13 protein-coding genes are annotated in these 15,138 nt (G+C 52.4%); 10 read left to right on the top strand and 3 right to left on the bottom strand.

Features of this window, described 5'->3' with window-relative positions; all coding sequences use genetic code 11:
- Positions 1–135: 135 nt before the first annotated feature.
- Genes MIH19_RS15855 through MIH19_RS15845 form a run of 3 tightly spaced genes read left to right on the top strand, consistent with a single transcriptional unit; the run spans position 136 to position 2,173 of the window.
- Positions 136–801: an amino acid ABC transporter permease gene (locus tag MIH19_RS15855; protein WP_014872196.1), complete on the top strand. Its 666-nt coding sequence runs from the start codon at positions 136–138 to the stop codon at positions 799–801.
- On the top strand, positions 801–1,454 hold the full coding sequence (locus MIH19_RS15850; RefSeq protein ID WP_249005785.1) for an amino acid ABC transporter permease: 654 nt from the start codon (positions 801–803) through the stop codon (positions 1,452–1,454). Before MIH19_RS15855 ends, MIH19_RS15850 begins: the two co-directional genes overlap by 1 nt.
- Positions 1,451–2,173, top strand: a complete 723-nt coding sequence (locus MIH19_RS15845) for an amino acid ABC transporter ATP-binding protein (RefSeq protein WP_249005784.1) — start codon at positions 1,451–1,453, stop codon at positions 2,171–2,173. Before MIH19_RS15850 ends, MIH19_RS15845 begins: the two co-directional genes overlap by 4 nt.
- Before the next feature lie 150 nt (positions 2,174–2,323).
- Here the strand turns inward: MIH19_RS15845 and MIH19_RS15840 are convergent, their stop codons facing one another.
- A complete protein-coding gene (locus MIH19_RS15840) occupies positions 2,324–2,776 on the bottom strand; it encodes an Lrp/AsnC ligand binding domain-containing protein (RefSeq protein ID WP_249009030.1) in 453 nt (150 codons plus the stop codon).
- Between the two features lie 374 nt (positions 2,777–3,150).
- Here MIH19_RS15840 and putA point away from each other — a divergent pair, with 374 nt between their 5' ends.
- Entirely contained in the window at positions 3,151–6,780 is a 3,630-nt protein-coding gene (gene putA, locus MIH19_RS15835; protein ID WP_249005783.1) for a bifunctional proline dehydrogenase/L-glutamate gamma-semialdehyde dehydrogenase PutA, read from the top strand.
- Between the two features lie 63 nt (positions 6,781–6,843).
- On the opposite strand, the gene MIH19_RS15830 is transcribed toward putA, so the two are convergent.
- Positions 6,844–7,491 (bottom strand): DsbA family oxidoreductase, encoded by a 648-nt coding sequence (locus tag MIH19_RS15830; protein WP_249009029.1) that lies wholly within the window; start codon positions 7,489–7,491, stop codon positions 6,844–6,846.
- 63 nt (positions 7,492–7,554) lie between these two features.
- Between MIH19_RS15830 and mtgA the strand changes: the two genes are divergently transcribed.
- The 6 genes from mtgA (at position 7,555) to MIH19_RS15800 (ending at position 13,747) form a co-directional block, all read left to right on the top strand.
- Positions 7,555–8,256, top strand: coding sequence for a monofunctional biosynthetic peptidoglycan transglycosylase (gene mtgA, locus MIH19_RS15825; protein ID WP_249005782.1), 702 nt, complete (start codon positions 7,555–7,557; stop codon positions 8,254–8,256).
- 95 nt (positions 8,257–8,351) lie between these two features.
- Positions 8,352–8,807, top strand: coding sequence for a DUF4112 domain-containing protein (locus MIH19_RS15820; protein ID WP_249005781.1), 456 nt, complete (start codon positions 8,352–8,354; stop codon positions 8,805–8,807).
- Positions 8,808–8,928: 121 nt separating this feature from the next.
- Positions 8,929–9,483 (top strand): fasciclin domain-containing protein, encoded by a 555-nt coding sequence (locus MIH19_RS15815; RefSeq protein WP_249005780.1) that lies wholly within the window; start codon positions 8,929–8,931, stop codon positions 9,481–9,483.
- A gap of 168 nt (positions 9,484–9,651) precedes the next feature.
- The gene (locus tag MIH19_RS15810) at positions 9,652–11,538 is read left to right on the top strand and encodes a monovalent cation:proton antiporter-2 (CPA2) family protein (RefSeq protein ID WP_249005779.1); all 1,887 of its coding nucleotides are present in this window, start codon (positions 9,652–9,654) and stop codon (positions 11,536–11,538) included.
- Between the two features lie 121 nt (positions 11,539–11,659).
- Positions 11,660–12,655: an NADP-dependent oxidoreductase gene (locus MIH19_RS15805; RefSeq protein WP_249005778.1), complete on the top strand. Its 996-nt coding sequence runs from the start codon at positions 11,660–11,662 to the stop codon at positions 12,653–12,655.
- A gap of 33 nt (positions 12,656–12,688) precedes the next feature.
- Positions 12,689–13,747 carry a 2,3-butanediol dehydrogenase gene (locus tag MIH19_RS15800; protein WP_249005777.1) on the top strand — a complete coding sequence of 353 codons (1,059 nt, stop codon included), beginning with the start codon at positions 12,689–12,691 and terminating at the stop codon, positions 13,745–13,747.
- Between the two features lie 170 nt (positions 13,748–13,917).
- Here the strand turns inward: MIH19_RS15800 and phaZ are convergent, their stop codons facing one another.
- Positions 13,918–15,135: a polyhydroxyalkanoate depolymerase gene (gene phaZ / locus MIH19_RS15795; protein ID WP_249005776.1), complete on the bottom strand. Its 1,218-nt coding sequence runs from the start codon at positions 15,133–15,135 to the stop codon at positions 13,918–13,920.
- Positions 15,136–15,138: the final 3 nt, after the last annotated feature.

The following is a 15,138-nucleotide window of genomic DNA, read 5'->3' as shown; positions in this document are numbered from 1 at the left end:
CCAGTTAGGCGGCTGCCAATATTACTTGTTGACAGGCCAAACGCATATATCCCTGCGTAACGGCTTCGAGATCTGATAGGTGCTTTGATAAATCACCCATCAGAGCCCTTCTTAACCACAGAAAGTGGCCAAGGTATGGATTATGAATTTCACTGGAACGTCGTGTTCCAGAATATGCCTGAGTTGTTGAATGGGGCCTTTGTAACCCTGCACGTATCTGTGCTCGCAATGCTCTTGGGTATTGTGATCGCGATACTGTTGGCGATTGCCAAGATGAACAACAGCAAGCCCTATTGTTATATAGCGACTACCTGGGTCGAGATAGCCCGAAACACTCCAGCGCTTTTCCAAATTTATATGGCTTATTTCGGGCTGGGAGCTTTAGGCATCCATTTAAGCCCTTACGTTGCAGTGTTAAGCGCACTGATTTTTATCAATGCGGGTTATTTGACCGAGACTTTCCGCGGTGGATTTCAGTCCATCCCCAGCACACAGTACAGCGCTTCCAAATCTTTAGGTATGACCAGTATTCAGGTGTATCGATACATCATCTTGCCGCAAATGCTCCGACGAATCTATCATCCGATGACTAACCAGTTTGTCTGGTCTATTCTGATGAGTTCATTGGGTATTTTGGTTGGAATGGGCGAGCTTTCCGGAACAACCCAAAGACTCCAGTCATTGTCATTCCGGACGCTTGAGTTCTTTATGGTGGCAGCGGTTATGTACTTCATCATCACTAAGCTGGTGCTGTTCAGTTCGTCACTTCTTTCCCGCAAACTATTCAAAGGGGAAATCTGATGAACTCTTTGTTTACGCCTCTGTCCTGGAGCGATACCGGTTTTATTCTTACCGGTATCATGAATACGGTGACCATATCGATAGTAGCGATCGTGTTGGGAACCCTGCTGGGTTTGGCCGTTGGTTTTTTGCGCGCTGAAAGCAGCAAAGTTGTTAACGTACTGCTTGGTGGTGTGCTGGATATACTCAGAAGTGTGCCGCTGATCATTCAGCTGATTCTTTTTTCGACCTTTATTGGCGCAATGGGATACCCATTAGCCCCGTTTGTGGCTGGCTCTATCATTCTTACGCTCTACACCATGGCGTTCATGAGCGAAGTTTTTCGCAGTGGCTTCGAAAGCGTGCATCAATCCATGCGGACCTCAGCCCGCTCATTGGGTATGTCATACTGGCAAACCATCTTCTATATTCGTTTACCCATCGGTTTGCGCGCAGTCTTTCCCTCCTGGTTGGGCGTTGCCCTAAGTGTCATCAAAGACTCGGCTCTGGTCTCTGTTATTGGTTATATGGAGTTGCTGCGTACGTCTGATCAGCTCATCTCCCGTACCCAGCAACCATTAGAGATTCTTATCGGTGTTGGTATCTTTTACTTTATTATTTCATACCCCTTATCGTCATATGGTCGGTATGTTGAGAGGAAAATGGCAATATGATTAGTATCCAGAATGTCCATAAATCCTTTGGTGATCTTGAGGTTCTGAAAGGCGTTAGCCTAGATGTTAAAAAAGGCGAAGTTCTCAGCATTATCGGCGGCTCCGGAAGCGGTAAGTCGACTCTGTTGTATTGCATCAATGCGATCGAGGGTATTCACAAAGGTAAAATCTTTGTAGATGACGTTGATGTTCATAGCAAAGAGACCAACAAAGATAAGCTGCGTCAGAAGCTGGGCATGGTATTTCAGCAATGGAATTCCTTTCCGCACATGACCGTGCTGGAAAATGCGGCTCTGGCGCCCAGAATCGTCAAAAAAATGAGCAAGGCGGAAGCGATTGAAGTTGCCAAAAAGGAACTCGTTCATGTTGGCCTGGGTGACAAGTTTGACGTTTATCCTACCAAAATGTCTGGCGGCCAACAGCAGCGCCTGGCGATTGCCCGCGCCCTTGCCATGAAACCTGATTACATGCTTTTTGATGAGGTTACATCCGCTCTTGACCCTGAATTGGTGGGCGAGGTTCTGGATACATTGCGCCTGTTGGCGGATGAGGGAATGACCATGATCTGCGTGACACATGAAATGAGTTTCGCGCGTGATGTGTCGGACCGCGTGGCTTACTTTCACGAAGGTGTTATTGCCGAGCTCGGTGAGGCTAAACAGGTTATTACCGATCCGCAAAACCCGCTAACTCAGAAATTCCTGTCAAAAGTACGCTGATAAGATATTGCTGATTTGAATTTGTAAGGGGCCGAGTGAAAACTCGACCCCTTTTTTAATGTTCTTGTTACCGCATTGCCTCAAGCGCTTCTCGAAAGGGCGGGCTGTTATAGCGTGGGCTCCTGTCACCGGTTTCGTTACGGTTTACGTTCAGACCCCCACGTCCTTTATATTCTCCATCACCACAAATGTGCTGGTCTGTAAAACGTGGGGTAGGGCCGAAATCTGTTCGCCGAGAACTTGCCTGTATTCAACCATGTTACGGGTGCGGACTTTGAGCAAATAATCGAAATTACCAGCAATCATGTGGCACTGCTCAACGGCAGAGATCTGATTGACCGCTACGTTGAATGCGGACAGAGCGTGGCTGTTGGTGTCGCTCAGTTTCACTTCCGTAAATGCTATGTGGTTTTGTTGCAACTTGGTGTGATTAACCAGCGCTGTGTACCCGGTAATGTAGCCCTGTTCTTCTAGCCGGCGCATGCGTACCTGGCAGGGCGTCTTGGACAGTCCAACCCGGGATGCCAGTTCTGTGACCGTGACTCGCGCGTTCTTCTGCAATTCGCGGATAATTGAGTGATCAATCCGGTCCAGTTCCACGATCTTTATCTCCTGCTGGGTGTGCTCCGGTTTGGTTGAACTTTTCCGCAGTTCGTACGTAAAATCTGCCAGATGCTCAAGAACCAATTGCATGGGATCTGATTTTGCTTCCACTTCTTATCTGCAAATCATCAGCTTTAGGTCTACGCTAAAAGTTTAAAAGCATGCTGTGATTAGGGGGTTAGTGGCACTTAAATGTTCAGATTTGGGAGTTTAGCCTATCTAATCGCGCTGCCTCAGAGTTTTTGTCATTTTTTATCCCCAAGAAAAGATAAAATGGCCTGTAAATTCCTTTTTTACAGTGAAAATGTTTCTGCTGTTCTCGGTAGAATGCGAGCACGGTGAGCAATACAAACAATGAAGAAGAGGGTACAACCATGAGACCGCTGCAATCAGAGACTCCCGCACTTGTCGACAGCCGACAGGCGCTTCGCGATTACTATCTTGCGTTTGAGCATGTCGTGGTTCACGAAATGATTGATGGCGCTCAATTATCCCCTTCCGAGAGCAAGGCCATCTCTGCTAGAGCGGCCGACCTGGTTCGTGGCGTTCGGAAGAACGCCAAGCCCACCATCATGGAAAAATTCCTGGCCGAGTACGGGCTGACTACGAAAGAGGGTGTTGCTCTCATGTGCCTGGCTGAGGCCATGCTGCGTGTGCCAGACGCTACGACGATCAACGACCTGATCGAAGACAAGATCACGTCTGGGTGCTGGGGTGACCATGTGGGCAAGGCCTCTTCTCCTTTGATAAATACGGCGACCATCGCCCTGCTGCTGACCAGCAACCTGCTCAAGGATTCCGAGCGCAAAAACGTGGGTGAAACCCTCCGTAAGCTTCTGAAGCGTTTGGGTGAGCCGGTGATTCGTACGGTGGCAAGCCAAGCCATGAAAGAGATGGGGCGGCAATTCGTGCTCGGGCGCGACATCAAGGAAGCCCAGAAAGCCGGTGAAGGCTACATGAAAAAGGGCTACACCTACTCCTATGACATGCTTGGAGAAGCGGCTCGCACGGATCATGACGCCCAGCGTTACTACAATGCTTATTCTGACGGTATCGACAGTATCGCCAAACATTGCAGCGGTGACGTTCGCAAGAATCCGGGCATTTCGGTCAAGCTCTCTGCGTTGCTTGCAAGGTACGAGTACGGCAATAAAGAGCGGGTCATGAAAGAGCTTGTGCCCAGGGCTATGCGACTGGTCAAAAAAGCGGCCGCCGCCAACATGGGCTTCAATATTGATGCGGAAGAGCAGGATCGCCTAGACCTCTCAATGGACGTTATTGAGGCTCTTTTGAGCGATCCTGAACTGGCAGGCTGGAATGGCTTCGGTGTGGTTGTGCAGGCTTACGGTAAGCGTGCACCTTTCATGCTGGACTGGTTGTACGGAGTAGCCGAAAAATACGATCGTCGCATCATGGTGCGGTTGGTTAAAGGTGCCTACTGGGACGCTGAAATCAAGCGCGCCCAAGTGATGGGCCTGGACGGGTTTCCGGTGTTCACTCGCAAGGCCTGCAGTGACGTGTCGTTCCTGTCCTGTTCCACCAAATTAATGAACATGACGGATCGCATTTACCCTCAGTTCGCGACCCATAACGCGCATTCCGTGTCGGCAATTCTTGAGCTGGCCAGAGTCCGTGGTGAAGCCAACTACGAGTTTCAGCGCCTGCACGGTATGGGTGAATCTCTGCACAGCCAGGTAATGGCCGAAAGCGGCGTACCTTGCCGGATTTATGCGCCGGTAGGTCCCCATCATGAACTGCTGGCGTATCTGGTACGTCGCCTGCTGGAAAACGGCGCCAACAGTTCCTTTGTAAACCAGATTGTGGATGAAAGCATTACGCCTGAAATGATCGCAAAAGATCCGATCGAGCTGGTCAAGGAAATGGGTGACGACATTTCCAGTAAAGCGATTGTGCGTCCATCCAAGCTTTTCGGTGAGCATCGCCGCAATTCGAAAGGCTGGGACCTGACTGACCCGGTCACTATCGAAGCTATTGATAAGGGCCGCGATGTTTTCAAAGAGCACCACTGGAAAGGCGGGCCGCTGATTGCGGGTAAGGTATCGGGCACCGAAGTACAGGTAGTTCGCAATCCGGCCAACCCGGAAGATTTGGTGGGGCATGTGACCCAGGCCAACGAGGCCGATATTGAAACGGCAATCTCTGCCGCGCAGAAAGGTTTCAAGTCCTGGTCTGCCACGCCCGTAGAAGAACGCGCAGCCTGCCTGCGCAGAGTCGCGGATTTGTATGAAGAGAACACCCTAGAGCTGTTTGCGCTGGCCACCCGGGAAGCGGGTAAATCGCTGTCGGACGCCGTTGCTGAAATTCGTGAAGCGGTGGATTTTGCCCACTTTTATGCCAACGAAGGTGTGCGCTATGAAAACAGCGGTGAAGCCATCGGCCCGGTGGTGTGCATCTCACCCTGGAATTTCCCGCTGGCTATCTTCACCGGTCAGGTTCTGGCTAACCTGGTGGCAGGTAACGTCGTTCTGGCCAAACCAGCCGAGCAAACCTCGCTGCTGGCCGTTCGAGCCGTAGAACTGATGCATCAAGCAGGCATTCCCAAGGATGCGATTCAACTGGTGCCGGGCACCGGTGCCACCGTGGGTGCGGGCCTGACCTCGGATTCCCGCATAGCCGGCGTCTGTTTTACCGGTTCTACCAATACCGCTAAGGTAATCGACAAGGCCATGGCCGAACACATGGCACCGGATGCCGTTTTGGTGGCAGAGACCGGCGGCCTGAACGCCATGATCGTGGATTCTACTGCACTGCCGGAACAGGTGGTTCGTGATGTGCTGGCCTCTTCCTTCCAGAGTGCGGGGCAGCGTTGTTCGGCGCTGCGGATGTTGTATGTGCAGAAGGACATTGCCGATAGCCTGCTGAAAATGCTGTATGGCGCTATGGAAGAGCTGGGCATTGGTGATCCGTGGCTGTTGTCGACAGATGTAGGCCCGGTCATTGATGAGCCCTCCGCGAAGAAAATCATCGATCACTGTAAGAAGTTCGAGAACAAGGACCAGCTTCTGAAGAAACTGTCAGTGCCGCACAAAGGCAACTTTGTGTCTCCTGCGGTGATCAAGGTGAACGGTATTGGGGATCTGGAAGAAGAAATTTTCGGCCCGGTTCTGCATGTGGCTACTTTTGATGCGAAAGAACTCGACAAGGTAGTGGATGACATTAATGCGAAGGGTTACGGCCTGACCTTTGGCGTTCACAGCCGGGTAGACAGCCGAGTTGATCGTATTTCCCGTCGCATCAAGGTGGGTAACATCTACGTTAACCGGAATCAGATCGGTGCGATCGTGGGTTCTCAGCCGTTTGGTGGCGAAGGTTTGTCAGGGACGGGTCCGAAAGCCGGTGGCCCGCAGTATGTGCGTCGGTTTATGAAAGGCGAGACGGTTCAGCGGCCGGCAGAATCGGGCGGCAAGAAAGTGGATGCAAGAGCGCTGGAGAATCTGATCGGCAAGCTTGGCAGAATGAACACCCAAGTGCCAAAAGCGCGGGTCGAGGCCATGCAATCGGTCTTCGACAGTATTCCGGAGCCACTTGATGCGCACGAAGAGGTAATGCCGGGGCCAACCGGTGAAAGCAATATTCTGACCAACCACGCCCGTGGCACTGTGCTGTGTCTGGGTCCGGATAAAGAAACAGCGATCGAACAGATGATTATGGCATTGGCTCAGGGCAACAAGGTAGTGGTGGTTGCGCCGGGTGTCAGTGACACAGTAGATCGCGCTGCCAAGGCTGGTTTGCCGGTGGTTGGTGTGGAAGGCGAGCTGGAGCCGGATGCTCTTGAAACCGTCAAGGGCTTCGAGGCAGCGGTTAGCTGCGGCGAGCATTCAGTGCTGAAACCGTATCGGCAGGCGCTGAGAAAGCGCGATGGTGCACTGCTGCCGCTGATTACGGAGCATAAACTTGATCAGCGGTATGTGATTGAGCGCCACCTGTGTGTTGACACAACGGCTGCTGGCGGTAATGCCAGCCTGATTGCTGCGTCTGAGTAAGCGACACCGTGACAAGGCGCAGGAGGCCCATGGAAGGGCCCCCACGCCCCGTAATGAGACGACCTAGACCGGTTCCGCTGCGATCTCCCGCAAGGCTTTGACCAGCGTATCCGGTTCCTGAGCCCCAGAAATCATATATTTGTCATTAACGATATAGGCAGGCACGGCTGAAACCCCGGCTTGCTGGTATTTAGCCTCGTCTTGTCTTACATCATCCGCATACCGGTTTGAGGTAAGAACCTCTCGGGCGTCAGAACCGTTCAAGCCAATCTCCTCCACGCATTGAACAAGAATGTCCGCCTGGGCGATATTTTCGGCGCGGCCGAAATAGGCTTCGAAAAATGCTTGCTTCATCGCCGTCTGCTTGTTGTGCTGTCCAGCCCACTTTACCAATCGATGAGCGTCAAAAGTATTGCGCGTATAGCGTTCCTGCAGTTTCTCGAAATTCAGGCCGAGGCTGTGGGCGACGTCAATCATCTGGGCCTGATTTGCCCTCATTTCGTCTTCGCTGCGCCCATATTTGCGGCTCAATGCCGGGAGTATGGGTTCGCCGTCGCCGGATGGATCCGGGTTGAGCTCGAACGCGTGCCATTCGATGGTAAAATCCATTTCGTTTTTCAGCTCTTCCATGGCTTTTTCCAGCCGTGCATAGCCAATCGCACACCATGGGCAGGCGATGTCTGACACAATATCAATAGTTACATGTTTCATGGAAAGTTCCTCCAGTTTCTGTTCAGATTCAATTCTGACCCAAAACTGCGTGAAGATAAAATTGTGGCCCGACAATCATTGATCCGAAAATTTCTACGCCGCTCTACCTGGTTCCTTGCCGGCTGTGTGCTCTTTGTGTTGATGATGATACTGCTGTTCCGGTTTGTGAACCCGCCAACCTCTGCGTTTATCCTGGCTTATCTGGTAACTGATTCAGACCCTGAGCTGCAGCATGACTGGGTGGCGCTATCGGATATCTCTCCCTGGATGCCGCTGGCCGTGGTTGCCAGCGAAGATCAACGATTCCCTGAGCATCATGGTGTTGATTTTGCGGCTATCCGCAAAGCGGTTTCAGAGCATAAAAAGGGGCAAGGCTTGCGTGGCGCCAGCACCATTACCCAACAAACCGCTAAAAACCTGTTCCTCTGGAATGGTCGCAGCTTTGTTCGCAAGGCTCTGGAGGCCGGCTTGGCCATAGCCATTGATGCACTTTGGCCAAAGCGCAGAATCCTTGAGGTTTATCTGAACATTGCCGAATTTGGCCGCGGGGTTTACGGGGTGGAAGCGGCCAGCAGGCGCTATTTCGGTATTCCAGCCAGCCAGTTGTCGCAAACGCAGGCGGCCCGGCTTGCGGCGGTTCTTCCGAACCCGAAAGTGCTCAACGCCGCACAACCTTCAGCTTATGTATGGGGTCGGGTTGCGTGGATTCGGGGCCAGATGGAACAGTTGTCCGGGCTGCAATACCTGCGATGCTTAGAAGACTAACCACGATCAGTAACTCTGGACTAAAATCCGGGACAGATCTATTTTCTGCTAACCTGTCCTCGACCCTCGTTTTATCATCTGGTTGTGGAGATGCAATGGCAAAGCCCACCGAAGCTCGACAACGGGCGATCCTTGCACGGCTGGATAGGTTTAGCCGCTTTACCGACAGCAGCATTGGCATCCCCTTTACTCGCTTCAAAATTGGGGCTGAAGCGGTTATCGGCCTGGTGCCGGTGTTGGGAGACATCGTGGGCTTGGCGTTGTCCGGTTACGTGTTGATCGAAGCGCAACGGGCCGGTGCCAGCAAGGATGTAAAGCGGCGCATGCTGCAGAATATGGGTATCGATTTTATAGGTGGCCTGTTACCCGTGGTGGGAGATGCCTTTGATGCCATCTACAAGGCCAATACTCGTAATACACGGTTGCTGAGACGTTATCTGGAAGAGCAACTCGCTGTAGAGCCACCTGCGCCACCTTTTCCCTGGAAGATTTTGGTGGGGTTGGCCGTTTTGTTTGGGATTATTGTGGCGGGCCTGACGCTCGTTTTTTGACAAGCCAGCAAAGCTTTTCTGTATAAAAATTAATCAATTTAAGCTGATTGTCAGAATCCGCCACCGTCGGGTGTCCGTAAACATAGGTGTAATTACCCGAACTAAACGAAAGGATGTTGACGTGAAAAAAACAGGAATCGTAACGTCGTTTGTAATTTCTTCGCTGATGTTGGGCGCTGGAGCAGTTGCCCTACCGGCTTTCGCTGAAAATCATGCAATGGGAAAAACAGATAAGATGAATATTGTAGAAAAAGCGGCAGAGACAGATAGCTTGAGCACATTGGTTGCTGCGGTTAAAGCCGCCGGCTTGGTAGAAACGCTTTCCGGAAAAGGCCCGTTTACGGTATTTGCCCCCAACAACGCCGCTTTTGAAAAATTGCCCGCGGGCACTGTTGAAACCTTGCTGAAGCCAGAGAACAAAGAACAACTTAAGTCGATTCTGACCTATCACGTATTGGCGACCAAAGCGCCTGCGGCGGCAGCGATCAAGATGGTTAAGGATGGCGGTGGATCGGCCTCGGTAGCGACGGTTCAAGGCGAGGAGCTTACGTTCAGCCTCAAGGGTGACTCGTTGATGATCGAGGACTCAAAAGGAAATATGGCCACAGTGGTGGCGGCAGATTTGATGCAGTCTAATGGCGTAGTCCACGTGATTGATACGGTGCTGATGCCGTAGAGCCAGAACTGAAAGAGATTAAATAGAAAAAAGACGGCCTTCGTGGCCGTCTTTTTTTGGTTGGGAATAATATTGGTTTTTTCTTAACCGACAGTCAGGCATCGTAATGGATCACTTTGCAGAAGGACGATTGCATCAGATGTCTGTCAGCAGGATTGTGACCAAACCATGACGGCCTATTTCATTCAGGCGTTTATTTATCTTTTGGCTGCGGTGATCGCAGTGCCTTTGGCAAAGCGCTTCGGCCTGGGTTCCGTGCTTGGTTACCTGGTTGCCGGCGTGGTAATCGGGCCGGTTATGGGGTTGGTTGGGCAGGAAACCAGCACTATTCAGCATTTTGCGGAATTCGGTGTTGTCATGATGTTGTTTCTGATCGGTATGGAAATCGATCCGAAAGCGCTTTGGGCCATGAGGGTGCGCCTATTGGGGCTCGGCGGTCTTCAGGTTACGTTGACGGCGGCCGCAGGGATGGCCGGGGCCTGGTGGCTTGGTCTTCAGTGGCAGACGGCCCTGGCGGTTGGCCTTATTTTTGCGCTGTCGTCTACGGCCATTGTGCTGCAAACCCTGGACGAGAAAGGGCTGTCGAAGACGGAAGGTGGCCGCAATACATTTTCTGTGTTGCTGTTTCAGGACATCGCTGTTATTCCCATGCTAGCCCTGATTCCGCTGTTGGCGTTGCCAGGATTGAAGGGTACTTCCACTTCTGGGCCCAGCCAAGACGCGGGCCTGAGCCTGGTGGCTGGCCTTTCGGGCTGGGCTCATGCCCTTGTGGTTGTCGGTGCGGTCGCTGCCGTCATTGTTGGCGGCTATTACCTGAGCCGTCCGTTGTTTCGTTACGTGGTGAAGTCCGGGTTGCGAGAGGTTTTCACCGCCACAGCGCTGATGTTGATTATTGGTATTGCGGCACTCATGAGTGTTGTAAACCTCTCGCCCGCCTTGGGAGCCTTCCTGGCAGGTGTGGTTTTGGCCAACAGCGAGTTCCGCCACGAGCTGGAAGCCAACATCGAGCCGTTCAAAGGCCTGTTACTGGGTCTGTTTTTTATCACTGTGGGTGCCGGAATCAACTTCGAGATATTGCTGGCCAAGTGGGGCACCATCGTTTCTCTAGGCGCGGCGGTTATTGTGGTCAAGGCGCTGATTCTACTCGTGCTTGCGAAGATGTTCAGGATTCACAGCAGCAACGGCTGGCTATTTACTCTGGGGTTGGCGCAAGCCGGCGAGTTCGGTTTTGTGTTGCTCACCTACAGCGTGCAAAGTGATGTCATTCCGCTAGAAATTTCCCAGATTCTTTCTCTGGTTGTTGCGCTGTCTATGTTCCTCACACCTCTGTTGTTTATCGTTTACGACCGTATTGTGCTGCCCCGTTACCGACGCGCGCAAAACGATGATCGCGATGCGGACACCATTGATGAACAAGCCCCGGTTATCGTGGCGGGCGTGGGGCGGTTTGGGCAGATTGTTTGCCGTTTACTGCGGGCCAGCAGTATTCCTATCGTCGTGCTCGATCATGAGCTCGAGCAGATTGAAAATGTACGACGAATCAACATCAAGAGTTTTTTTGGGGATGCCAGTCGCCCTGATTTACTGGAAAAGGCGGGTATTGAACACGCACGTCTGTTGATTGTGGCGATTGATGATCGAGACCGCGCTGTAGCAATGGTGAATCATGTGAAGAAGTTCTTCCCCGGTGTATGGGTGCTGGCGCGCGCCTTCGACCGTGGCCACGGATATCAGCTTCTGGAGGCGGGCGCTGATGATGTGATGAGCGAAACCTATCACTCTGCTCTGGAGCTGGGTGGCCATGCGCTTACGGCGATGGGCGTGCACCCCATGCGGGCAAAACAGATGACTTGGGCGTTCGTCGAGAATGAACGGGCCCACGACGCAGAGTTATTCGAAGCCTGGAAGGAAATCGAGGAAGGCATTAACTTCAGCCCCCGCTATGGCGAGCTGTTCATGAAGCTCGAAGAAGCGTTGAGCACGTCCATGCAGCGGGACTGGGAAGCACCAAGGCCTGAAGATGTTCCTGTATGGACGCCCCCCGGTAAGGATTAAAAGCCATTCCGCCACGTTCAATTGTGTCTTTATGGCAATAGTGTTCAGCTGTCAGATGCCTTAACGTCTAGCGATCAATAGCTGATAGCGATCCCTTAATCATCATAGGAAAGACTTGTTTATGAGTACCTACAAAGCGATCAATCTGGTGAAACACCTCAAGGGAAAGCCCGGACCGGAGCTGTTTGAGGTGGTGGAAAAAACCGTACCGGAACCTGGCGATGGCGAATTTCTGGTTAAGCAGGCTTACATGTCTATGGACCCGGCCATGATGGGTTGGATGACCGGCGACACCGATAGCTATATCCCACCCGTAGAGCTGGGAACGGTGATGCGTTCATCTGGCGTTGGTGAGGTGGTTGCCTCCAGGCACGCTGATTTTGCCGTGGGCGATCGGGTGATGGGAATGTTCGGCTGGCAGGAAATGGCTCTTACCGACGGCAAAGGTATCAACAAGGTGGATAAAAAAATACCACTGGAAATGGCGCTGGCGGTTTTTGCATTGCCGGGCCTGACTGCCACTCAGGGGCTGTTCGGCTGTGGTCATCCCAAATCGGGTGAAACGCTGGTGGTGTCTGGAGCGGCGGGCTCGGTCGGCTCGATTGTCGGCCAGTTGGCCAAAGCGGAAGGCCTGCGAGTTATTGGTGTTGTTGGCAGCCAAGAGAAAGCAGACTGGATTATTAACGAGCTGGGTTTTGACGGTGCTGTAAACTATAAAACCGACGACCTGAGCGCAAAACTGGATGAATTGGTGCCGAATGGCATAGACGTGTATTTCGAAAACACCGGTGGCCCGATTCAGCACCACGTGTTCGATCGCATGAACGCGCACGGCCGTATTGTGGTGTGCGGGATGATTGCCGATTACACCGCCGAAACGCCGCGCCCTGGCCCAAGCTGGATGCGTGTTATCAAAAAACGTTTGACCATCCAGGGCTTCACTATGCCCGACCACATGCACAAGGCGCAGGAGCTGCAAGCCAAATTGGCCCCTTATGTTCAGAACGGCGATATCAAATATCGCACGCATGTTCTGGAAGGGCTGGAGTCGGCTATGGACGGCCTGAACCTGTTCCTGAGCGGTGGTAACAAAGGCAAATTGATGGTGAAAATCTAGTATTTCTTTTCAACTAGAAGCAAGGAAATTCAAATGAAAGCTGCTCGTTTTTATGACAAAGGTGATATCCGGATTGAAGACATCCCCGAACCGACGGTAGAACCGGGCACTGTGGGCATAGATGTAGCCTGGTGCGGTATCTGTGGTACCGATTTGCACGAATTTATGGAGGGACCTATATTTATTCCTCCGTGCGGCCACCCTCACCCGATCTCAGGGGAATCTGCGCCAATAACAATGGGGCACGAGTTTTCAGGCGTGGTTTACGAAGTGGGTGAAGGTGTAGACGACATCAAAGTTGGCCAGCACGTTGTTGTCGAGCCTTATATTATTGCGGATGGCGTAGACACAGGCCCGGGCGCAAGCTACCAGTTGTCCAAAAACATGAACTTTATTGGCCTTGGTGGCCACGGTGGCGGCTTATCCGAAAAAATCGCAGTCAAACGTCGCTGGGTGCATCCGATTTCTAACGCCATTCCCCTCGATCAAGCCGCTTTGATTGAACCTCTTACGGTTGGCTATCATGCGTTTGTTCGCAGTGGCGCCAAAACCGGTGATGTTGCCCTGGTAGGCGGCGGTGGCCCTATTGGTTTGCTGTTGTCTTCAGTATTAAAGGCAAAGGGGATAACCGTTATCCTTACGGAGCTGAGTGCGAAACGTAAAGAAAAAGCGAAAGAAACCGGCGTTGCGGACTATGTTCTGGACCCTTCTGAAGTCAACGTTATCGAAGAGGTTATGAAGATAACTGAAGGGCGGGGCGTGGATGTTTCGTTTGAGTGCACCAGCATCAACGACGTGCTAGATACACTGGTCGAGGCGACAAAACCGAGCGGAACCGTTGTTATCGTATCGATTTGGAGCCACCCGGCGACGGTGAATGTACACAGCGTTGTGATGAAAGAATTAGACGTGCGCGGAACCATTGCTTACGCAAACAACCATGCAGACACCATCAAGTTGGTGGAAGAAGGCAAAGTGAACCTGGAGCCTTTCATTACTCAGCGAATCCAATTGGACGATCTGGTTTCTGAAGGTTTCGAAAGGCTGATTCATAATAATGAATCAGCAGTGAAGATAATTGTTCATACATAACAGGCATCGTTACATAAGAAATTTAAAACAATGTCGATTGTATGAATATTGCAGAAGAAATTGGTTAACGCTAAGTTATAGCCAATAAGTATTAGGGCTATAACTTAGCTTTTTTTTAGCGTTCAGATGCCCTCTTCCTGCATTACAAGGAATTGGCGCACATCAACCGGTTAGGACGCGCGGATGAAGTCCCGCAACCGCGGCGCAATGGATTCGCGCCATTTACTGCCGTTGAATACACCATAATGGCCAACATCCGGTTGCAGGTGATGCAGGCGGCGGGAGTCTGGCACATTGACGCACAAATCTTGCGCGGCATAGGTTTGTCCAGGGCTCGAAATGTCGTCTTTCTCACCTTCGACAGTCATCAGAGCCGTGTTACGAATGGCAGCGGGATTCACCAGTCGACCGCGGTGCTTGAAGCAGCCCCGAGCTAGATGAAACTCCTGAAAGACGCGCTCTATGGTGTCCAGATAATAAGTGGCTGGCAGGTCCATTACCGCCAGGTACTCGTTGTAGAACTCACGGTGGCGGCTGACCTTCTCGGTCTCTTTGTCGCGAATGGACCTAAATAGGCCGCGATAGGCATCAACGTGGCGGTCGAAATTCATGTTTACAAACCCGGTCAGCTGCAGGAATCCGGGGTAAACCTCGCGCATGGCTCCGGGGTAGGGCGCGGGTACCGGATGGACCAGATTGCGTTTGAACCACGCCAGGCTATGTTCGGTGGCCACTTTACACGGCGCGGTGGGGTCGACGCGACCGTCTATGGGGCCGCTCATCAACGTTAGCGATCGCGGGGCGGCGGGGTGGCCATCCTCTGCCATGATGGCGGTGGCAGCAAGCACTGGTACCACGGGCTGGCAGACGGCCAGTACGTGGGTGTCCGGCCCAAGGTGGTCGATGAAGTCGATGACGTAGTCGATGTAATCATCAAGACCAAAATCACCGTCTGACAGCGGAACCTTGCAGGCATCGCGCCAGTCGGTAATGTACACGTCATGTTCCGGCAACATGGCCTCCACGGTGCCACGCAAGAGCGAAGCAAAGTGGCCGGACAGCGGCGCTACGATCAGCAGTTTCGGGTCATTGGGCCGCGTTACGTCACGTTTAAAGTGTTTGAGCTGCGCAAACGGCTTGCGGCACAAGATGGTTTCATGAACGTCGACTTGCTGGCCGTCACAGACGGTTGTAGTCAGATTGAAAGCCGGTTTCGAGTAGCGGTGGGTGAGATCTCCGAACACATCGTAAGCCGAGGCAATGCTGCGTGACCCAGGAATGCGGGATAACGGGCTCAGGCGGTGTTGGAGTAGGGTGCTGTGGGCGCTGGTGAGCATGCGCATGGGCTTGAGGGCGGCGCGGCCTATCTCGTGGGCAAAGTACATCATGTG

It is taken from the genome of Marinobacter sp. M1C, from assembly GCF_023314135.1.
Taxonomy (GTDB): Bacteria; Pseudomonadota; Gammaproteobacteria; order Pseudomonadales; family Oleiphilaceae; genus Marinobacter.
This window is presented reverse-complemented; position numbering and strand designations above follow the sequence as displayed.